17 protein-coding genes are annotated in these 19,870 nt (G+C 58.7%); 10 read left to right on the forward strand and 7 right to left on the reverse strand.

Going from position 1 to position 19,870, the window contains the following annotated elements:
• Window positions 1–31: 31 nt before the first annotated feature.
• Entirely contained in the window at window positions 32–847 is an 816-nt protein-coding gene (locus tag IEV53_RS09300; protein WP_188426499.1) for a DeoR/GlpR family DNA-binding transcription regulator, read from the reverse strand.
• Between the two features lie 282 nt (window positions 848–1,129).
• On the opposite strand from IEV53_RS09300, the gene IEV53_RS09305 reads away from it, so the two are divergent.
• From IEV53_RS09305 to IEV53_RS09345, 9 genes are all read left to right on the forward strand, one after another.
• Window positions 1,130–2,671 carry an FGGY-family carbohydrate kinase gene (locus tag IEV53_RS09305; protein ID WP_188426500.1) on the forward strand — a complete coding sequence of 514 codons (1,542 nt, stop codon included), beginning with the start codon at window positions 1,130–1,132 and terminating at the stop codon, window positions 2,669–2,671.
• Between the two features lie 54 nt (window positions 2,672–2,725).
• Window positions 2,726–4,417, forward strand: coding sequence for a glycerol-3-phosphate dehydrogenase/oxidase (locus tag IEV53_RS09310; RefSeq protein WP_188426501.1), 1,692 nt, complete (start codon window positions 2,726–2,728; stop codon window positions 4,415–4,417).
• A gap of 329 nt (window positions 4,418–4,746) precedes the next feature.
• A complete protein-coding gene (locus IEV53_RS09315; protein ID WP_188426502.1) occupies window positions 4,747–5,514 on the forward strand; it encodes a triose-phosphate isomerase in 768 nt (255 codons plus the stop codon).
• The gene (locus tag IEV53_RS09320) at window positions 5,511–6,338 is read left to right on the forward strand and encodes a DeoR/GlpR family DNA-binding transcription regulator (RefSeq protein WP_188426503.1); all 828 of its coding nucleotides are present in this window, start codon (window positions 5,511–5,513) and stop codon (window positions 6,336–6,338) included. Before IEV53_RS09315 ends, IEV53_RS09320 begins: the two co-directional genes overlap by 4 nt.
• Window positions 6,339–6,361: 23 nt before the next feature.
• Window positions 6,362–6,829 (forward strand): RpiB/LacA/LacB family sugar-phosphate isomerase, encoded by a 468-nt coding sequence (locus IEV53_RS09325; protein ID WP_188426504.1) that lies wholly within the window; start codon window positions 6,362–6,364, stop codon window positions 6,827–6,829.
• Window positions 6,830–6,859: 30 nt separating this feature from the next.
• Window positions 6,860–7,786 carry a substrate-binding domain-containing protein gene (locus tag IEV53_RS09330; RefSeq protein ID WP_188426505.1) on the forward strand — a complete coding sequence of 309 codons (927 nt, stop codon included), beginning with the start codon at window positions 6,860–6,862 and terminating at the stop codon, window positions 7,784–7,786.
• Between the two features lie 17 nt (window positions 7,787–7,803).
• The gene (locus tag IEV53_RS09335) at window positions 7,804–9,309 is read left to right on the forward strand and encodes a sugar ABC transporter ATP-binding protein (RefSeq protein ID WP_188426506.1); all 1,506 of its coding nucleotides are present in this window, start codon (window positions 7,804–7,806) and stop codon (window positions 9,307–9,309) included.
• Complete coding sequence (locus IEV53_RS09340; protein WP_188426507.1) at window positions 9,299–10,315, forward strand: ABC transporter permease; 1,017 nt, start codon at window positions 9,299–9,301, stop codon at window positions 10,313–10,315. The genes IEV53_RS09335 and IEV53_RS09340 overlap by 11 nt, the downstream gene beginning before the upstream one ends.
• A 52-nt stretch (window positions 10,316–10,367) precedes the next feature.
• Window positions 10,368–12,089, forward strand: a complete 1,722-nt coding sequence (locus tag IEV53_RS09345) for a dihydroxyacetone kinase family protein (RefSeq protein ID WP_188426508.1) — start codon at window positions 10,368–10,370, stop codon at window positions 12,087–12,089.
• Between the two features lie 142 nt (window positions 12,090–12,231).
• Here the strand turns inward: IEV53_RS09345 and IEV53_RS09350 are convergent, their stop codons facing one another.
• Window positions 12,232–13,644 (reverse strand): amino acid permease, encoded by a 1,413-nt coding sequence (locus IEV53_RS09350; RefSeq protein WP_188426509.1) that lies wholly within the window; start codon window positions 13,642–13,644, stop codon window positions 12,232–12,234.
• A 200-nt stretch (window positions 13,645–13,844) separates the two neighbouring features.
• Window positions 13,845–14,690: an undecaprenyl-diphosphate phosphatase gene (locus IEV53_RS09355; RefSeq protein WP_188426510.1), complete on the reverse strand. Its 846-nt coding sequence runs from the start codon at window positions 14,688–14,690 to the stop codon at window positions 13,845–13,847.
• Between the two features lie 128 nt (window positions 14,691–14,818).
• Here IEV53_RS09355 and IEV53_RS09360 point away from each other — a divergent pair, with 128 nt between their 5' ends.
• Window positions 14,819–15,271 carry an MlaD family protein gene (locus tag IEV53_RS09360; RefSeq protein WP_188426511.1) on the forward strand — a complete coding sequence of 151 codons (453 nt, stop codon included), beginning with the start codon at window positions 14,819–14,821 and terminating at the stop codon, window positions 15,269–15,271.
• Between the two features lie 51 nt (window positions 15,272–15,322).
• Here the strand turns inward: IEV53_RS09360 and IEV53_RS09365 are convergent, their stop codons facing one another.
• The 4 genes from IEV53_RS09365 to IEV53_RS09380 form a co-directional block, all read right to left on the reverse strand.
• Window positions 15,323–16,441: a D-alanine--D-alanine ligase gene (locus tag IEV53_RS09365; RefSeq protein ID WP_229719799.1), complete on the reverse strand. Its 1,119-nt coding sequence runs from the start codon at window positions 16,439–16,441 to the stop codon at window positions 15,323–15,325.
• 7 nt (window positions 16,442–16,448) lie between these two features.
• The gene (locus IEV53_RS09370; RefSeq protein WP_188426512.1) at window positions 16,449–17,045 is read right to left on the reverse strand and encodes a DedA family protein; all 597 of its coding nucleotides are present in this window, start codon (window positions 17,043–17,045) and stop codon (window positions 16,449–16,451) included.
• Between the two features lie 118 nt (window positions 17,046–17,163).
• Complete coding sequence (locus IEV53_RS09375; RefSeq protein ID WP_304500709.1) at window positions 17,164–18,057, reverse strand: SDR family NAD(P)-dependent oxidoreductase; 894 nt, start codon at window positions 18,055–18,057, stop codon at window positions 17,164–17,166.
• Between the two features lie 66 nt (window positions 18,058–18,123).
• Window positions 18,124–19,839, reverse strand: coding sequence for a dihydroxyacetone kinase family protein (locus tag IEV53_RS09380; protein ID WP_188426513.1), 1,716 nt, complete (start codon window positions 19,837–19,839; stop codon window positions 18,124–18,126).
• Window positions 19,840–19,870: the final 31 nt, after the last annotated feature.

Here is a 19,870-nt window from a genome sequence, read left to right on the forward strand (position 1 = left end):
TTCACTCCCGGCTTTTACCGGGGGTGAAAACTCAGCAGATCTCGATCGGAATACCGGCCGTTTCAAGCTCGGACAATGTCTCAGGCTTGATCTGGTTGTCGGTCAGGATGCGTGAGAATTCCGAGAGGGAGGTGAGGCGATGCAGCCCGCCCTGACGGAATTTCGTGCTGTCGACCAGCAAAACGCTGTCATCGGCAATGGCCATGAGCGCGCGCTTTACCTTCACCACGTCCTGGTCATTCTGGAATGCCGTGTCACCCGAAATCACCGAGGTGGACATGAACATGACATTGGCCCGCAGCGATCGCGCTGCCTGCTCGCAGACAAGCCCGAAAAACGCGTTGCGTGAATTGCTGTAATCTCCACCAAGGCAGATGATCTTGATGCCGGGGAAGGGCGCAAGAGCCTGTACTACACCAACCGCATTGGTGATGACGGTAAGAGGCGCTCTGGCAGGCAGAAGCGGCAGCATTTCAGCAACGGTCGTCGAATCATCAAGAATGATGACCTGACCGGGTTCGATCATCGAGACGGCACGCTGGATGATCGTCTTTTTCAGATTGGCTGCACGGTGCTGACGATAGGCAACGTTCTTTTCCGTACGTGCGCGGTTCTTGAGAGTGATGCCGCCATGAATCTTGTCAATCAGCCCCTGGCTGGCCAGCGCATGTGCATCGCGATGGATCGTCATACGGCTTACATCGAAATGTTCAGCCAGAAATTCGATGCTCGCATTGCCCTGCTCAAAGAGCAGATCAAGAATTTGCTGCTGACGTGATTTGAGATTCTGACGTTTGATCCCTGAAAAACCATCCAGGGAGGGCGCTGACTTGATGTCATCACTCATGGTCTGAAACTGCCTTTGACAGATATGCTTGCTTTTGTTGGGACCAAGCGTAGCAGAAAATAAGATAACAAAAATATCACAAAGATATCATCCTCACAAGCCGTCCTTATCAAGGTTTTGTCATCAGGCGTAAGCACTCGGGCTTACCTTATGCAGGATGCTCTTCTCCGCGGAACTGCCCATATATATCATATATAGCACCAATTTGTGATTTTGTTAACACAACAACCAACTTTAGAACATCAAGCACCGATAGCGAGCCGAAAGAGCGAAGAGGCGATCATGGGTGCAGGTTATGTCTTGGGCGTTGATTGCGGCTCGACCACTGCGAAATCTGTCGTCTTCACACCTGGCGGGCGCATTGTCGGTATAGGGCAGGCGCGTGTTCCCCAAGTGACGAGCACACCTCGGGAGGTTGAGCGCGATATGAAGGCGACGTGGCTCCTCGTTGCCGAAACCATCCGTGATGCGCTGGCTGATGCTGGCTGCACGGGGGCAGATATCGCAGGCATAGGCATGACCGCCCATGGCGATGGTGTTTTCCTGCTCGACCACCACGCCGAACCACTTGGCAGAGGTATCATGTCCCTCGATAGCCGCGCCTTTGGTGTGCACGAGGGGTGGAAAGAGGCGGGGCTTCTCGACCACCTCCTGCCCGTTGCCGGCCAGAGGCCCTATCCTTACTCAGCAACCACGTTACTGGCCTGGATAAAGCGTTTCGAGCCTGAGCGTTACGGGGCCATCGGCACCGTCTTTTTCGCCAAGGACTGGCTTCGCTTCTGCCTGACAGGCCGGATTGCGACCGATCTGACCGAAGCGAGCACGGCGTTCACCGATCTTCATACGCAGAGTTACAGTCAGAAAATCCTTCAGACGCTCGATCTGCAGGAAATTGCGAGCGCGCTGCCGCCAATGCTGAACTCCTGCGACCGGGCAGGCCATGTCAGCGCTGAAGCGGCACTCATGACAGGTCTGCTGCAGGGCACACCTGTCTCCGCAGGGCTGCATGATGTCATCGCCGCCTCTGTCGGGTTGGGTCAGGTGCGGGCGGGCGACATGACCGTGACAGCCGGAACGTTCTCGATCAATGAGGTGCTGCGTGATCGACCGGTGACTGGTGCAGAGTGGGCCTGTCGCGCCGGTTATCGAAAAGGCCTGTGGAATTGCATGGCAATTTCACCGGCCTCTGCAAGCAATCTCGAGTGGATGGCGCGTTATATCGCGCCCGACGACCCCGACGCGGCTGCCCATCTCATTGAGGCCTCCATAGCAAGGTTCGAGCAGGGGCGTGTTGAACGGCAGATCCCGCTTTATCATCCGTATCTGTTCGGCTCGCCTTTCGAGACACCGGCCACGGCCTCTTTTCTGGGGCTGCAATCCTGGCATGACCGCGCCGATCTGTTTCAGGCGATGATAGAGGGCACGATCTTCAACCACCGTCATCATGTCGAAGATCTGATGCGCACGGGGCCGGTCAACAGCATCGGCGTTTCAGGCGGCGGAAGTCGCCGCCCTGAGATAGGCCAGCTCTTTGCAGATATCTTCGGCAGACCTGTCATGACGTCGCCGGTGCGTGAGGCAGGGGCTCTCGGGGCCGCACTGACGGCCAGCGTTGCCTGTGGCAATCATCCAACACTCGAGGACGCCGTTGCCGGGCTCGATATGCAGCATACACGCTTCGCCCCCGACCCGGCGCTCTCACGTTATTACGACGCCATATACACGCGTTACACGACGCTGGCTCAGATTCTCGAGCCCTTCTGGCCATCCCTGCACAGCGCACCTGTCCCTCATGAACAGTCTTTGCGCGCCGCCACGGCCTGAGGCCTGCGCGGTCGCTAACCCGTTTCAGAACCGCTTCACAAATCGAGATACCCGATGACCTACTCCGCCAAACAAATCGACTCTGCCCATTTCGATGTCACGATCATCGGGGCAGGCATCAATGGTGTGGGTCTCTTTCGTGAACTGGCGCTTCAGGGGCTCAATGTTCTCCTGATCGACAAGGGTGATATCTGCACTGGTGCTTCAGCGGCCCCATCCAGACTGATCCATGGCGGCATCAAATATCTCGAGACCGGCGAGTTTCGTCTGGTTGCGCAGTCGACCCTCGAGCGCAATCTGCTGCTGCGCAACGCACCGCACGTGGTCAAGCCGCTTCCGACAATCATACCGATCCATTCCTGGTTTGGCGGGATTCTGCCTTCGATCAAGCGGTTCTGCGGTCTAAAGACAAAGCTTGCCGATCGGGGAGTCGCGATTACCGAAGTCGGCATGCAGATCTACGATTATCTCGGCCGCCGCGCACGCGTGATGCCTCGCCACACCTTTTCTTTCGGGCACTCTGTCAGGCGCGATTGGCCGCATATGACACGAAAGGTCATCGCGACCGGACGATATTATGATGCTGCCATCACCCAACCTGAAAGACTGGGTTTCGAATGCGTCGAGGATGCGCTTCGCCTGTCTTTGGGCTGCGCAGTGAGAACCTATTCGAGAGTGACGTCATTCCATGAGGGGGCCGTGACCCTGCGTGATGATATCACCGGTCAGGTTGAGCATGTCCACACCGATCTGGTCGTCAATGCCGGTGGAGCATGGATCGATCAGGTCAATGCCGGGATTGGCCTTTCCACACGCTATATTGGTGGCACGAAAGGATCGCATCTCGTTATGCGCCATCCCGAATTGCTGCGCGAACTCAACGGGCAGATGGTCTATTTCGGCACGGCAGACGGTCGCATCTGCCTTGCCTATCCGTTCATGAACCATGTTCTGATCGGCTCGACCGATATCCCATGCAAGGACGCCGACAAGGCAATCTGTTCACAGGAAGAACAGAGCTACATGCTGGCCATGCTTCAGGAGCTGTTTCCCGGTTTCCATTTCAGCGACAGCGATGTCGTCTATCGCTATTGCGGCGTAAGACCGCTTCCTGCCACGCGCACGGACGACCCTGGCGAGATCAGCAGAGACCACATCATCCACACCGATTATGCCGGGACGACCCCAGTCCTGTCTCTGGTTGGCGGTAAGTGGACCACATTCCGTGGCCTCGCGGAAGAAACTGCCGATAAGGTGCTGGGGCTTCTCCACCGTAAACGGACGCGCTCTTCGCGGGAGAGGGCGATCGGGGGCGGGGTCGGTTACCCGGGGCAGAAATCACGAAACGCCTATATCCGGCACCTTGCCGAGATGCAGGATCTGTCATTGGCACGTGCGACCCTGTTATTCGAGCGCTATGGCACTACTGCAGAGCGCGTTGCTGCTTTCTGTGCACGCACACCCGATCAAGAACTCACGTCTCTTCCCGGTTATACGAGGAACGAGATCCAGTATCTCACGAAGGAAGAACTCGTGCGCAAAGCTGCCGATCTTCTTTTCCGGCGCACACCGATCGCGCTCTCGGGCAAGATCAGCCGTGCTGTGGTCGAAGAGGTTTGCGCGATCATGGCGCCAGCCCTTGGCTGGACAGAGGCCATTTGCGCATCCGAAATCGACAGCGTCTGGAAAATTGCGGTTGAGCAACATGGTGTTTCTGACAGCACTGCAGGCAACGCGGCAAGCTGAAACGCGGGCGCGAGAGTCCTGACAAAGCAGGATAATGCGCAGACCAGTCACAAGGGCCTCAGCGCTTGTAAGGCGCTGGGGGTGGGCTACACGACGGTGCTCGGCAAGGTCTGCTGATCACAGGATTTAGTGATCGCCCGATAACAAAATCGCACAAAATCCAGAACTTTGCTTTTGTTCGGTTTTTCTGAAAAACCAAGCTTCTCCTAGCGCTAAATCATATCAATGTGAACGCTATAGGTGATATTTTATCTACCCTAATGTTATTTAAATCCCTATCACAACATCAGGACGTTACACTTATCGTCACTGCGTCACAGAGAGAGAACATGATGCCCTTAAAGTCGCTCTGGATCGGAACAAGCTGGAAGATGAACAAGGGGCCAGCCGCCGCCCGGGAAGCGGCCGAGCAGATCGCGTCCATAGCCGTACCCTCCTCCGTGACGCCATTCGTCATTCCGCCTTTCACATCGCTCGAAATGGTTGCGTCCCGCCTCGCAGATACGCGCTGGAGCGTGGGTGCGCAGAACATGCACTGGGAAGACGAGGGCGCTTGGACCGGGGAAATCTCGCCCCATATGGTACGCGAATGCGGTGCCGATATTGTCGAACTCGGCCATTCAGAGCGTCGCGAGCATTTCGGCGAGTCAGACATCACCGTCAATCTCAAGGTCAAGGCCGCCATACGCTACGCTTTGCGCCCGCTCATCTGCATCGGCGACAGCGCTGAGGAATATGAGTTCGGCGTGACGCATGAGACACTTGCCCGTCAGACCAAGATGGCCCTCCATGGGCTGACGTCGGATCAGATTGAAACTGTTCTGCTGGCCTATGAACCCGTATGGGCCATTGGCGCCAAGGGAAGGGCCGCCGAGCCCGCTTTCGTCGGAACCGCGCATACACGCCTGCGCCACGTCCTGGCCGACTTGGTCGGGGAAACGACTGCGCGCCGTGTGCCTATCCTCTATGGCGGCAGCGTCTCGCTTGAAAACGCAGCACGCTATACAGCGCTGGCCGATGTCGACGGCGTGTTCATCGGTCGTTCCGCCTGGGATCCTTCGGGTCTTGCCGCCATCATCCAGTCGGTTGTGTCATGAGCGGCGCGACCGGCGTAGAGAGCAAGGCCGTCTCGGCACGGCGTCGCGAAATTCTCGATTACGTGCTCGAAAACGGGGGTGCCCAGATCGAGGAGCTCGTCGATCGTTTCTCGACCAGTCGCATGACGATCCATCGCGATCTGCACGCGCTGTCCGAGCAGGGACTGGTACGCAAGGTTCATGGTGGCGTGACCATGCTGGCCAGCGGCGTGATGGAAACAAGCGTCGTCCATCGCCTGCGTCGTGCCTCTCGTGAGAAACAGGCCATTGCGCGTGTCGCGACGAGCTTCATCAAGGCGGGCGATATCATCGCCCTCGATGATTCCACCACGTCACGCATTCTGTCGGAAAACCTTCCCTCGGGTATGCCTCTGACAGTGCTGACCAACAGCATGGGTATTGCTACCCAGCTTGCAGGCATGCGCGATATCAGTCTGATCTGCCTCGGTGGTAAATATCACCCGCGGTTCGACGCGTTTCTCGGCATTCTCTGCGAACAGGGCACGAAGTCGCTTCGGGCAAACACGCTGTTCATGTCTGTCTCTGCGGTACGCGATCTCGGTGCCTATCATCAGGAGCAGGAGATCGTGAAGTGCAAGATGGCACTCATGGAAATTGTCGACCGTCGTATCCTGATGATCGATAGTCAGAAATTTGACGTCACCGCGTTGAACCGTCTGGCCAATCTCTCTGATTTTGACGTTGTGATTACCGATTCAGGCGTCTCTGAAAGTCAGAAGAACCGCATGCTCGATGCGGGCATCAATCTGCATGTCGCTCCACTTGACGACACGCCGCCCGCCTCGCGCACCGTCCCTCTCTAGAACACCATAAAAGGAAGACGATCATGAAAATTGCAGTTGGTGGCGATAGCGCCGGTGAGGGTCTGGCCCAGCAGATCGTGGCGCATCTCAAGGCAAAAGGGCTCGATGCAGTCGACCTCTCACGCCCTGCAGATGACAAGAGCGAGCTCTACTCCGAGCTGAGCGAACGCGTCGGCCTTGCTATTCTTTCCGGAGAGTATGAGCGCGGCATTCTGTGCTGCGGCACGGGCATCGGGGTTGCGATTTCGGCCAACAAGATCCCCGGCATCCGCGCAGCACAGGTGCACGACAGCTACTCTGCGGAACGTGCAGCGCTGTCCAACAACGCCCATATCATCACACTGGGTGCGCGCGTTGTCGGTGCTGAACTCGCCAAGACCATTGTTGATTCGTTCCTTTCCAAAAAATTCGACCCGGCCAGCGCCTCGGCGCGCAATGTCGATGGTATCGATGCGCTCGATCGTAAATATTCACCAAATTCCTGCAAATAATGGGTCAACGCGACCATAAGGTCTGATCTCATGAAAAAAGCACTGCTCGCCACCGCAACCCTGCTCTTCGCCCCGCTCGCCGCCCATGCGGCGGCGGACAATGCGCCGATGCGGTTTGTCATGATACCGAAAGCCGTTCATCCTTGGTTCGACAAGGCCAATAACGGCGCGCAAGCCGCCGCGGCCCTGCTGAGCAAGTCCACGGGACGCACCATCACGGTTGAATATCGCGCGCCGCAAACCGCCGATGTCTCGACCCAGAACGACATCATCGAACGCGCCATCGCGACACATCCCGATGGTCTGATCCTCGACCTTCTCGACGAAAAGGGAAACCGGTCGACCATGCAGGAAGCGGTCGATGAGAAGATTCCGATGACTGTTTTCGACTCCCTCCCACCTGAGGGCATGGACATCACGGCGGTCGGTGCGGATTTTTGCGAGCAGGGCACGCTAGCGGCGGAGCGGCTCGCTAGGCTGATCAATCACAAGGGTGAGGTTGCAGTGATGATGGGCGTGCCCACTGCGCCCAACCATGCCCTTCGCGCGCGCTGCGAGCTGAAGGTGTTTGCCAAATATCCCGATATCAAGGTCGTGGCGACGGGTATCGATAACGACAGCATCGAAACCGCGCAAAAACAGGCCTCTGCCATCATGCAGGCCCATCCCAACCTTGAAGGCTGGGTAGCCTGTGATGCAGCAGGCCCTGTGGGCATCGGTCAGGCCATTCGCGAAAGCGACAAGATCGGCAAGGTTCAGGAGGTCGGTCTGGATAATCTGAACGACATGCTTCAGCTGATCAAGGATGGCGTGGTCGATTCCTCTGCCTCAAGCCGCCCTGAAATGCAGGGCTACTGGGCCGTTATCGCCGCCTGGCAGAAAGCGCTGGGGCAGCAGACGCCTAAAAACATCGATACAGGCATCGATATCATCACCAAATCAACGCTCTCCAAATAACCGATCGGGAGGGGGCTATGGTCCTTCTCAAGGCTTCGGGCATACGAAAGACCTATCCAGGGGTCGTAGCCCTCGATCACATTGATCTGACTCTCGAACCCGGCAAGGTGCATATCCTTGCCGGTGAGAACGGCGCAGGGAAATCCACGCTTATCAAGACCCTGTCCGGTCTGGTCAAACCGGATACTGGCACACTTGTCATTGACGACGCCGATGCACTGCGTGACCAAAAGCTTTTCGTGCGCGTGTCTTATGTGCCCCAGGAACTCAATCTCTTTCCCTACCTCACCGTCGCAGAAAACATGTTCATGCCATTTGCCCGCTCAGGCTTCGGCAGGTTCACCGTATCGGAAAAGGCAATGGAGGTGGAGGCCGCGAAATTCATTGCGCGTTTTGGTATTCACGCACGGCCGGATCAGAAAGTCGCTGAAATCAGTGTCCCCGATCAACAGCTTCTGCAGATTGCCCGCGCGGCAACCCAGGAAAATTTTGGCGTCATGATTCTCGACGAGCCCACCTCGTCTCTCACGGCCAAGGAGACGGAGCGTCTCTTTCGTATTGTCAATGACCTGCGCGAACAAGGCGTTGCCATTGTCTTCGTCTCTCACAAGATGGAAGAAATCTTCGCGCTAGGCGATACGGTGACCGTCCTGCGTAACGGTCGCAGCGTCGGTACTTTCCCGATGGACGGTATGACCGAGGGCGAGCTGATCCGTCTCATGTCCGGCAGTACCGTCAAGCTGGACGAGCAGTTTCAGCCGGCATCCTCTGCGCGTACCGGCGAAACTATTCTCTCGGTTGAAAATCTGACCGGTCCGGGGTTTGAAGATATCTCGTTCGACCTGAAGCGTGGAGAAATTCTCGGCTTTGCGGGCTTGGTCGGGGCAGGGCGCTCCGAAATCATGCAGGCCATGTTCGGATTTCGCAAAATCCAGAGCGGCCGCGTCATTCTCGACGGCAAGCCGATTGCGCCTAACCGACCGGACAGGGCGGTGCAGGCCGGAATGGTGTATCTCTCCGAAGAACGCAAGCATCACGGTATTTTTCCGATGCTGAGCCTGCGCGAAAATATCTCGCTTGCTGTAACAGGAAACATCACTAAAGCCGGGCTGATTTCGCGTTACCGCGAAAACGCACTGGTGAAAGAGATCATCGAGCAGTTCGATGTTCGCACCTCGTCATCTGCCAAGAAGATCATGTTCCTTTCAGGCGGCAACCAGCAGAAGGCCATTATCGGTCGGGCGATGGCCCGCAGGCCACGTCTGCTAATTTTCGACGAGCCTACGAAGGGCATCGATATAGGCACCAAGTTCCAGATCTACCGCATCATGCAGCGCCTAGCCGAAGAGGGCGTGGGGATTATCCTTGTCTCATCTGAGATGAGCGAGCTGCAGCGCTGCGCTACCCGTATTGTCACGCTCTATTCGGGCCGGATCAACGGCTCATTCGAGCACGAAACAACCGAAATCAGCACATTGGTCGCCTCGATCATCGGCTCACCGGAGACAAGCCATGTCGCATGAGACGCCTGCGCCGCATGATGGCGCTGCCAGACCACACCAGCCCGATATCATGACCCGCTTCAAGGCTGTGGCATCCAATCCCCTCTTTGGGGTGGTGATTGCGCTCGCGGTCATCTTCATTCTTTCCTGCACGCTTTCGTCGAATTTTTTGACAGCGTTCAACATGAAGATCATCGCGCGCTCGCTCGCCTTCGTCGGCTTGGTCACGATCGGCCAGGCCATTCTGATGATTCTCGGCGAACTCGATCTCTCCGTCGGTGCCATAGGCGGTCTCGCTGGCGTTGCGGGTGGCATTTTTATGGTGCAGGCAGGGCTCGATCCCTGGCTCTCTCTTGTGCTCTGCCTCGCGCTTGGCACGGGATGCGGGCTGCTGAACGGTCTGTTAATCACGAAGCTGAAGTTGCACTCCCTCGTGCTTACCATCGGCATGGCAGGAGTCTATGGCGGCGCCAATCTGGTGCTTACAAAGGGCGTCGCTATCACGGGTATTCCGAGCAATATCTCGTTTCTGGGGCGCGGGATGCTGTTCGGTCTCCCGGTTCCTTTCGTGATCCTGCTTCTTTGCCTCGTGATCGTCTCCTTCGTCATGATCCGCACACCGCTAGGCCGTTACGTCTATGCGATTGGCAGCAATAACGCGGCAGCGCGTATGCTTGGTATTAGGGTAGATGCCATCAGGATCTGTGCCTTCTCTGCTGCTGGCTTTTTTTCGGCGCTGGCAGGCATCCTGATGGTTGCTCGGCTGGGCACTGCTCAGCCCTCCATCGGTGATACCTGGGTGCTGGCCCCCATCGCAGCTGCCGTCATCGGTGGCGTTGCGACCACCGGCGGTCTGGGGAGCCCGTTTGGAGCGGTGCTCGGCGCTGTCATCATCGGCATCATTGAGAACGTCATCGTCCTGTTCGGCATCTCGCCTTACTGGCAGTCGATCGTTAGTGGCGGGATCGTAGTCGCCGCAATCTCCTTCGACTCTCTTGCCCGACGCTATTTCAACCGGGAAGCCTGACCCACGCTCGTTTTCCACTTCTCCGCTTATCTGTACTGAGGACGACTATCCCATGACAAAAATCTGTGGCGACGCCGAGAATTTCGCGACATCCGCCCTTCGCGGCTTTGCGAGCATCTATCGCGATATCGTCCAGCCCGTGCGGGGCGGTGTGGTCAGAACGACGCCGGGTAAACAGGGCAAGGTTGCTCTTGTCGTGGGCGGCGGTTCTGGTCATTTTCCGGCATTCAACGGCTATGTCGGCGAGGGCTTTGCCGATGCAGCCGTTGCGGGTGACGTCTTTGCCTCGCCCTCGACCCAGGCCATCCTGCGTATCGCCCGAGAGGCCAATCTTGGCGGCGGCGTTGTTCTCGGTTACGGCAACTACGCGGGTGATGTCCTCAATTTCAGCATTGCGGCCGAGCGTCTGCGTGCCGAGGGCATCGATACACGCATGATCGCGACGACAGACGATATTGCGAGCGCCCCGGCCAGCGAGGAGAGCAGGCGGCGCGGCACAGCAGGCGATCTGCCTGTTTTCAAGATTATTGGGGCCGCCGCCGAAGCCGGGTTGAGCCTTGACGAGGTCGAAGCGGTAGGACGCCGCGCCAATGCGCAGACGCGCTCGTTCGGCGTGGCTTTCGATGGCTGCACCCTGCCAGGAGAACGCGAAAAGCTGTTTCAGGTGCCGAAGGGGCGTCTGGCGCTCGGGCTTGGGGTGCATGGTGAACAGGGCATCGATGAACTCGATCTGATGCGACCATCCGAGCTGGCCGCCATCCTGTGCGACCGCCTGCTGAAGGAAGCCCCCGCCAATGCAGGCTCGCGCATCACGGCCCTGTTGAACGGGCTTGGCAGCACGAAATACGAAGAGCTTTTCGTGTTGTGGGAGGCCATTATCCCCCATCTCGAAAACGCGGGTTATACGGTCATTGCGCCTCTGGCGGGTGAATATATCACCAGCCTCGACATGGCTGGTTGTTCGTTGACGCTCACCTGGCTGGACGAGGAGCTGGAGAAATTCTGGCGCGCGCCCGTCAACAGCGCGGCCCTGAAGCGTGATGAAATGGCAGGAGATTATCGCGACTCCCTGCCGGTTCTGACCGAAGCGCCTGCGGTTTACATGAAGTCGCTCACTGAAGAGGGCAGAAAGGGCGGGCGTTGTGTCGCCTCCATGATGATCAGGCTGTCGGCAGCTCTTACGGAGGCTGAACCTGCGCTTGGCCAGATCGATGCCCATGCGGGTGACGGCGATCATGGTCAGGGCATGGCACGCGGTGCAGCCGCAGCGGCGAAAGCTGCACGCGCCGCAGTCGAGGCCGGGTCCGGTCCGTCGACGGTGCTTGCCGCTGCTGCCGATGCCTGGGCTGATCGGGCAGGAGGCACATCAGGTGCACTATGGGGGGCAGGGCTATTTGCTTTCAGCACGGCTTTCGATGAGTCCGCCGTGCCGGATGCACAAAGTCTTTCGCTAGGGCTCCGTCGCGCCATGGAAAAAATCACAGCCCTCGGGAAAGCCAAAAAGGGCGACAAGACCCTTATGGATGCGCTCGAGCCGCTGGTCGAGGGGTTCGAAGGCGGTCTGAGAAAGGGTTATTCCATTGCAAAAGCCTGGACTGAGGCCGCTGAAGCCTCGACGTTGGCCGCTGAGGCCACGAAGGATCTGCTTCCTCGTCTGGGCCGGGCTCGCACTCATGGGGAACGTAGCAAGGGCCACCCCGATGCAGGCGCCATTTCCATGGCGCTTTGCGCCCGTGTGATCGCGCATGAGCTTTCGGAGCAGGCGGTCAAGTAAGCCTGCTTTCTGGGTCTGCAAAAAAGGGGGGAGCCGAACGCCCCCCCTTTCTGATTCTTGTGCGACCCTTATCCACAGCCTTACCCACGAACACATCCACGAAATCTGTGGGTAATTTGGGGAGACCGCTTCACACTCTGTCTCAGTCAGCGCTCTTCTTCGCGAAGCTGGAGTTATGACGGGAATAGTACCAGTAGGTGACAAAGCCGAGACCAGCATAGGCGAGCAGAAGCAGGGCGGGCACCGGGTTACCATGCAAGAGGGCCCGCGCCATGTCTGCGAAAAGCGGGGCAATCATCACAATACAGAAGAGTATGCCCAGTAGCGGGGTAAAGCCGATCCACCAGCCTTTGACCCTGAAACCGCCCAGTGGCACGCTGAAGCTGCGCGGCATGTCGGGATGCATGTTGCGCTGCCAGATTACCGTAAAGCAGACGATGCCGAACGCGGCCGCTGTACCAATGCTGACGAGATCGCTGATCACGTCGATCGGCAGGGTTGCGGTCGCAAGAGCCACGATGATTCCCAGCAGTATCGTACCCGTCCACGGGGTATGATAGCGCTTGTGGACGTAAGAAAAGATCGGGGGTAGCAAGCCGTCGCGGCTCATGGCGAAGAAAATGCGCGTCTGACCATAAAGCAGGCCAAGAAGTACCGAACAAAGGCCGATGGTCGCTCCGAGATTGACGAAGAGCGCGAGCCAGGGCTGGTGCATCGCGCGCACCGCAATTGAGAGCGGGTCTGCGACGTTGAGCTGCTGATACGGCACGATACCAATCAGGATGGACGCCACGCATACATAGACAAAAGTGCAGATTACCAGACTGCCGATAATGCCTATCGGCACGTCACGACGCGGGTTACGGGCTTCTGCCGAAGCCGTAGAAACTGCCTCGAACCCGACATAGGCAAAGAAGATGATCGAGGCCGCGCGGAACATGCCGGGTATGCCGTACTGGAATCCCCCGCGATATTCAGGAATGAACGGGTGCCAGTAGGATGGATGCAGCGCGAACAGGCCGCAGGCGACAAAGAGGAACAGGACGCCGACCTTGATGAACACGATAATCGTGTTGACCCGTGCAGATTCCTGCACGCCGCGCACCAGACAGGCAGTGACGACAGCAATGGCAATGGTCGCAACCAGATCGAAACGCCAGCCTGAGGTGATAGCCATGCCACCACTGCCAGGAACGGTCTGAAACGTGGCCTGACTCAGGGCCGCCGGTATATGGACACCAAAGCTCGACAGCAGGCTCGTGGCGTAGCCAGAGAGGCCGGAAGCAACTGCCGCGCAGGAGATGCCGTATTCGAGCAGAAGCAGCCAGCCCACTGTCCAGGCAGCGCGCTCGCCCATGGAAACATAGGCATAGGAATAGGCCGATCCCGATACCGGCAGGCTGGAAGACAGCTCGCCGTAGGAAAACGCCGTGAAGAGACAGGCGAGAGCGGCAATGACGAATGACACGAGAATGGATGGCCCGGCATATTCCGCTGCCGCCGTTCCGGTCATGACATAGATACCGGCGCCAATGGTCGAGCCGACACCCAGCATGACCAGCTGGGTTGCCGTCAGAGAGCGTTTCAGCCCGTTCGTCTCATAATCAGCCGTGACCTGTTCGAGCGTCTTGCGACGGCTCCCGGCAGGAGAAGGTGAGAGTGGAGGTGTAGCCAGGTCAGGAATGGTGAAAATCGCCCATGTTCGAAAAAGCCGATCATGACGGATCGGCCGTCAAAGTGGAAATTATTTCGTTATCAGAAGAGAACGAGTGCCAGCAGCGAGAACAGGCCGGCCCCCATGCAGTAGAAGGCAAAAGGCGACAGCGCCCAGCGGTCGTGATTGCGGAAGTATTTCAGCAATACGGCAGTGCTGATCAGCGCGGTAACGCCTGCGGCGATCGCCGCCATCACCGAGATCTGCGCCATCTCGTGGCTGACGGTCATGTGGCGCAGCTGCCAGGCCTCGTGCACCGTTGCTGCCAGCACGGCAGGCTGAGCCATCAGAAGCGAGAAGCGTGCCGCTGTCTCATGATTGAGTCCGCGAACCAGGCCGGCATTGATGGTCGAGCCAGAGCGCGAGATGCCGGGGAACAGGGCAAGACACTGCCAGCAGCCGATCACCAGTGCGTCCTTGGCCGACATATCGGCAATGGCACGCTGTGGGCGACGGCCTTTATAGGAACGCATCCACTCGGTCACGAGCAGGATAAGCCCGTTGAGGAACAGGAACAGCGCCACGGCGACCGGCGTGCCGAAGATCACCTTGAGTCGATGTTCGAAAGCGGCACCGAAGATCACGACCGGGATGGTTGCAACGACGAGCAGAACCAGAATACGGATGGACTCTTCGCGACGCGTCGGGCCGTGGCGTCCGATAGCCCCGGTGAAGATGGCCAGCCAGTCACGCCAGAAAAAACAGAACAGCGCGACCAGCGTGCCGAAATGAAGCATGGTCAGAAACGGCAGGAATAATTCGCTGCGCTCGTCCAGGTTCCAGTGAAGCAGAGCCGGGAGCAGCACCGCGTGACCGAGACTGCTCACGGGAAAAAGTTCGGTCAGTCCCTGGACGATCGCCAGAACCAGTGCTTGTAGCAGCGTCATATCAGCTCAGTATGAAAGAAATGTTTCTACCTCCTGCCTCAGCGCGGCCCGGATCGCAAGCCCGCGCTTGACCATGATCGCAACTCAGGCGAAGAGTTCCGCTGTTATAACAGGCAGGTGAACCGAAGATGGCGGCAAAAAACAGGGGCGGCGCGATTCTGGCGAGCGCTATGGTGCTTGCCCTCGCGTCAGGCTTTGCCCTCTATGCCGTCGCTCAGCGTCATGGGCCTTCTGGCGATACACAGCGCTTTCACGCCCGCTTCGTTTCAGCCAACGGGCTGAACCCGGGCGCTGTCGTGGTTCTGGCAGGTGTCCGCGTCGGCACGGTCTCTCATGTCGGCCTCGATCCGCAGACGCAGATGGCACAGGTCGATTTTTCGATCGACCGCCATTTGTCTCTGCCGCAGGATACGATCCTCTCGATTGCGGCCCCGAGCATGACGTCCGACAACGCCCTGGTCATTGCGCCAGGCACGTCGCGTGAGCGCCTTCCGAGCGACGGCACCATTACAAACACCCAGGCGCCGAGTTCGCTGGAACAGCAGGTCAGCAATTATATCTTCGGCTCCGGGATTCAGTAGGAAAAAGGCCGAGGCCAAGACCTCGGCCTGCCTGCACCTGGCGCAGTCTGCTCAATCGTTGAGCGGATAAAGCGCCAGCAGGCGGCGCTGCTTGCGCCAATAACGCAGCATCGTATAGGCGCCACATGTCTTGCGGCCACGGGCACGGTTCATCGCCCCGATACGGAACGCCTCACGATAATGAAAGAACTGCGCGCGATAGGCCTCCCAGAGGGTGGTTCTGGAATCCCAGATATGGGTTGCCTCCGACCCGACACCATTCAGCTCGATGATCTCGAAATCCTCGCCCCGGCGCAGGGCGTCGATGGAGGCAGCCTTGACGTCGATCCGACCGAAATGAAACTCGGTGATGTCGCCGATAATTTCGTCAAGACGTCGGGTCAGGGCAGGGGTCGCATCCTTGCACCCATTGCGGAAGATAGAGCCCTTGCAGTGATTGCCAGTAAAGACGAGCTGCACCGGCTCGCCACATGCCGGAACATCGTCGAGCCGCCCTTCGAGGCGTGGCAGATAGATGTCTGACAGAAGACTGGTGCGGGTGTCGCGCATGATCAATTCGCGGATGGTGGCGACACCATCGCCCTCAAGCACCGGAGATTCCTTGTAGGTGATCGAGGTAATGCGCCCTGAAGTCGCTCCCGGCTCACGAATATAGAACAGCCCCGCCTCGACTGGTCCCGTGGCCAGCGCCTGGGCGAGAATGCGCACACCTGACGGGAATTGCCTCAGCACCGGCAGCAGGTCCGACGGACGCTGTACCAGCTTTACGCCCGTGCCATTGCAGCCGATATCGGGCTTGACCACCACGGGGAAGGCAATGCCCTTTTTGCTCAATGCGACGGTGATCGCCTTGGCGTCTTCCTCTCGCAGTCCCTTACGCAACATCTGCGTCACATAAGGCGCTATCCATCTATTGGCGACGGGACCGGCAAGATCGAGAATACCGCTCTTGCTCTCGCCGCAGAGACCGCCGGTCTCGATGCTGGGATTGGCCGCACTGGGGACACTGAAATCGCCATAGCGCAGCCCGAGTGCGATCCAGTAGAGCACGATGGGCGTGTAGAAGATCGACCCCGGCCAGAACTCGAACAGGGAAAGCGGATGAGGTGCCTTGCCATCCTCGTCGGGAGTCCCGGTCTGCGAGGACAAATCAGGCAAATTCTGGAGCATTGATCGATCAGTCACTGAAGGTCTGGAAACGTGCAATGAGGCGTCCGACAAAAAGAATGGTCAGGATGAAGCCCGCTATGCCGAACCAGCGCCAGCTGGCCATATGGGCTGACAGCCACCCCCCGACATGCAGGGAAACGCTGAAAAGGAGCGACGTCCAGATCAGTGTAGCGACAACCGCGCTCGCTGCAAAAGAGCCGAATGGCGCCCGAAAGAATCCGCAGGCCGTATAGAGCGGCAGACGCGCACCGGGAATGAAGCGGCTGATCACCACCGTACGGACTACATTGCGGTGAAACCAGCTCCGTCCCTTGTCATGACGAGGCAATGTCAGCCAGCGCCGTGCTGGCGGCCATTTCGCACCTATCGCGCCGAGACCGTAGAGGCCGAGATCGCCCACCGCGACGCCGATATAAAGCGAAATCAAAGCGAGGGTTACGGTGATGCGCCCCTCATCGACCGCCATGGCCGCAATCATGGTGGTGGCATCTTCAAGAATGAACGTGCCCAAAATGACCGCAAGCCCTTTCGACCACCACGCCGCTCCCGCAACCGATAGAAGATGATAGAGCGAACTGCTGCGAAAGGGGGCACCGTGGGACATGGCGCTTCATGTGCCACGCCCGACGGAAAAACGCCAACCCGATGCAACCGACTCGCAACCCGGTTCTCATCTCCCGACCGTGCCTCTGAGGGTGGGCGGTCAGCGTACTAAGGCTCGTCTATTGCAGGTTGACGAAGCAGCCGCCATCGACCAGCAGCGACGCCCCCGTGACATAGCTTGCCATGGAAGAGCCCAGAAACACGATTGGGCCTGCCAGATCTTCCGGCGCACCCAATCGACCGAGGGGAATGCGACCGATCATGGCCTCTTCCTTCGTCTTGTCTGACAGATCCTCTTTATTGATCGCGGTGCGTATCGTGCCGGGCAGAACCGAATTGCATCTTATGCCGAATTTTCCGAGAGCAACGGCACTGGACTGCATGAGGGAGTGAATGCCAGCCTTGGTCGGGGTGTAATGCGTCTGGTACGCGCCGCCGACCAGAGCCGAAATCGAGGATACGGCGATGATTGCGCCGCCGCGGCCCTGACTGACCATCTGGTTGGCCGCAGCCTGCACCATGAAATACGCGCCGAGCAGATTGACCCCGACGGTCTTTATGAGCGTCTCGGGTGGTAGGTCGAGAAAGGCATGAAACGGGCAGATACCCGCATTGCTCACGAAGATATCGAGCCCACCGAGCTCCTCGATTATCGCGGTGATGAAACGCGTCGCGGTCTCGTGCGCGGAAACATCGCCCTGAAGATAGAGGGCTCGCCGCCCTTCGGCCCGTATGGCGTCAAGAATGGGCTGGACGCTTTCTTCCGGCACAATATCGGTGATGGCGACATCGGCGCCCTGACGGGCTGCTTCAAGCGCTGCGGCACGGCCGATACCCGCCGCACCGCCAGTGATCGCGAAAACCTTGTCTTTCAGAAGCATGTGGAATTCCTGACCTGTCATATTCAGGCGCGTCTGCCATCCATCCTCTTCGACGACCGGGCATGGCCGCCGTGAAGGGGCACGGTGACAGGCGTCCTGCTGGCGCAACTCCCGAGCGATGATAACGGTCATCGCCCAACCCGAGACCTGAACTCGTGGCGAGGTCGCTTTACGGCTGCCTGTTCGGCTGGGTGCGCCTCAGCTGAGTTCCTGGACCAGAGGAGTGAGCACCTGCATCGCCAGGGCGAAAGACAGCGCCCCTGGATCGGGATATCCCTTGCTGTGATCGCCATGCGTCTTGGCGCGTCCCTTTCTGGCCGCAAAATTCTTCGTTGCTTCTGCGCCACGATGGGCCTCGTCCACGGCACGGGACCAGCTTTGCGCCAGTCCATGCCCGGCGAGACTCTGCTCCTCAAGTGTTGCAATAAAGGGGGCGAGCGCATCGACCATGGTTTTGTCGCCAATCTCGGCCTTGCCGATCGCCATGATTCGCTGGCCGCCTCTGATAACTCCCTGGACCAGCCGCGACCTGTCGAAAGCGCTGCTGTCATCCAGAACGGTCGAAAAGGCGAACAAGGCCTCTCCCCAAAGAGCACCTGACGTGCCGCCCGCCCGGTCTCCCCAGGCATCGGCGGCAGCTTCCATCACCGTTCGGGCACCGGCACCTGCTTCGGATGCCGCCTTAGCTGCCCGAGAGGCAGCCCGCGCACCACGCGCCATGCCCTGCCCATGATCACCGTCACCCGCAATGGCGTCGATGCGCCCGAGCATGGCCTCTTCATCCTGCATCGTTTTCGCAAGGCACGCCATGGCTCTGGCAACGCAGGCACCGGCGCTTTTCCCTGCTGTGCTTGATGCGGCCTCATAGTGCACAGGCAATTCGGCAATGGCCTGTCGGGAGGCTGCAACCCAGTCTCCCGTCACTTCATGACGACACAGGGCAGGTGAGGTGACAGGGGCACGCCAGAAACGCTCGAGTTCGTCATCAAGCCAGGTGATGGTCAGCGAACAGCCATACATATCGAGGCTCGTCGCATAGGAACCAAGCAGCGGTGCGATGAGGGTCAGGCCATCACGCTCGAACAAGGCTTCGAGCTCATTCCACAACACGAAAAGCTCTTCGGTTGTCGTCGCGCCTGCGCCATTGAGCAGCACGGCAAGCCGTCTGGCCTCTGGCGGTTTTTCCGCCATGACCCGCGCATAGAGTTCCGCTGCGATTTCTTCTGGCGCAGCCAGGATGCGCTCTTCAATTCCGGGTTCGCCATGGATGCCCAGACCGAGTGCCATCCGGCCCTCGGGTATGGTGAAGATTTTTTCGGGCACACCGGGCAGGGCACAGCCATCAAAGGCAATGCCGAAGGAGCGCGTCTGGGCATTGGCCTTGCGAGAGACCGCCTCAACGGCGTCGATATCATATCCGGCATCCGCTGATGCGCCCATGATCTTGAAGACGATGATATCACCCGCCACGCCGCGCCTGCGTTCGGGCGTTTCAGCAGGAGCGCTCGCTACATCATCGGTCGTCACTACAATACGCGTGTCGATGCCTTCGGCACGCAGGCGTTCGGCAGCGATGCCGAAGTTGAGATTGTCGCCTGCGTAATTGCCAAACCCCATGACAATGCCGCCCCCACGATGCGCCAGACGCCCGATATTGGCTACGGCCTGAATGGAGGGAGAGGCAAAGATGCCTCCCATCACCACCGCATCGGCAAAGCCCGGCCCGACAAAGCCACAGAACGTCGGATAATGGCCCGATCCGCCCCCGACGAGAACCGTCACCTTGCCTTCGGGGCCAGGCTGCGCGCGCAGGGCACCACTTCGTACGGGGCGCACGATGTCCTGAAAGACGTGATTATAGGCGCGAAGACCATGCGTGGCGAAATCGTCTTCATTACCGCAGATATCGACCATATTTTCATGTTCCGTTTATTGGCCCGCATGA

The sequence above is a fragment of the Asaia siamensis genome, from assembly GCF_014635085.1.
Lineage (GTDB): Bacteria > Pseudomonadota > Alphaproteobacteria > Acetobacterales > Acetobacteraceae > Asaia > Asaia siamensis.

Excerpts from the sequence above, each read along its gene's own strand:
- IEV53_RS09300 (WP_188426499.1), bottom strand. The coding sequence starts at position 847 with ATGAGTGATGACATCAAGTCAGCGCCCTCCCTGGATGGTTTTTCAGGG.
- IEV53_RS09305 (WP_188426500.1), top strand. The coding sequence starts at position 1,130 with ATGGGTGCAGGTTATGTCTTGGGCGTTGATTGCGGCTCGACCACTGCG.
- IEV53_RS09310 (WP_188426501.1), top strand. The coding sequence starts at position 2,726 with ATGACCTACTCCGCCAAACAAATCGACTCTGCCCATTTCGATGTCACG.
- IEV53_RS09315 (WP_188426502.1), top strand. The coding sequence starts at position 4,747 with ATGATGCCCTTAAAGTCGCTCTGGATCGGAACAAGCTGGAAGATGAAC.
- IEV53_RS09320 (WP_188426503.1), top strand. The coding sequence starts at position 5,511 with ATGAGCGGCGCGACCGGCGTAGAGAGCAAGGCCGTCTCGGCACGGCGT.
- IEV53_RS09325 (WP_188426504.1), top strand. The coding sequence starts at position 6,362 with ATGAAAATTGCAGTTGGTGGCGATAGCGCCGGTGAGGGTCTGGCCCAG.
- IEV53_RS09330 (WP_188426505.1), top strand. The coding sequence starts at position 6,860 with ATGAAAAAAGCACTGCTCGCCACCGCAACCCTGCTCTTCGCCCCGCTC.
- IEV53_RS09335 (WP_188426506.1), top strand. The coding sequence starts at position 7,804 with ATGGTCCTTCTCAAGGCTTCGGGCATACGAAAGACCTATCCAGGGGTC.
- IEV53_RS09340 (WP_188426507.1), top strand. The coding sequence starts at position 9,299 with ATGTCGCATGAGACGCCTGCGCCGCATGATGGCGCTGCCAGACCACAC.
- IEV53_RS09345 (WP_188426508.1), top strand. The coding sequence starts at position 10,368 with ATGACAAAAATCTGTGGCGACGCCGAGAATTTCGCGACATCCGCCCTT.
- IEV53_RS09350 (WP_188426509.1), bottom strand. The coding sequence starts at position 13,644 with ATGCTGGGTGTCGGCTCGACCATTGGCGCCGGTATCTATGTCATGACC.
- IEV53_RS09355 (WP_188426510.1), bottom strand. The coding sequence starts at position 14,690 with ATGACGCTGCTACAAGCACTGGTTCTGGCGATCGTCCAGGGACTGACC.
- IEV53_RS09360 (WP_188426511.1), top strand. The coding sequence starts at position 14,819 with ATGGCGGCAAAAAACAGGGGCGGCGCGATTCTGGCGAGCGCTATGGTG.
- IEV53_RS09365 (WP_229719799.1), bottom strand. The coding sequence starts at position 16,441 with ATGCTCCAGAATTTGCCTGATTTGTCCTCGCAGACCGGGACTCCCGAC.
- IEV53_RS09370 (WP_188426512.1), bottom strand. The coding sequence starts at position 17,045 with ATGTCCCACGGTGCCCCCTTTCGCAGCAGTTCGCTCTATCATCTTCTA.
- IEV53_RS09375 (WP_304500709.1), bottom strand. The coding sequence starts at position 18,057 with ATGACCGTTATCATCGCTCGGGAGTTGCGCCAGCAGGACGCCTGTCAC.
- IEV53_RS09380 (WP_188426513.1), bottom strand. The coding sequence starts at position 19,839 with ATGGTCGATATCTGCGGTAATGAAGACGATTTCGCCACGCATGGTCTT.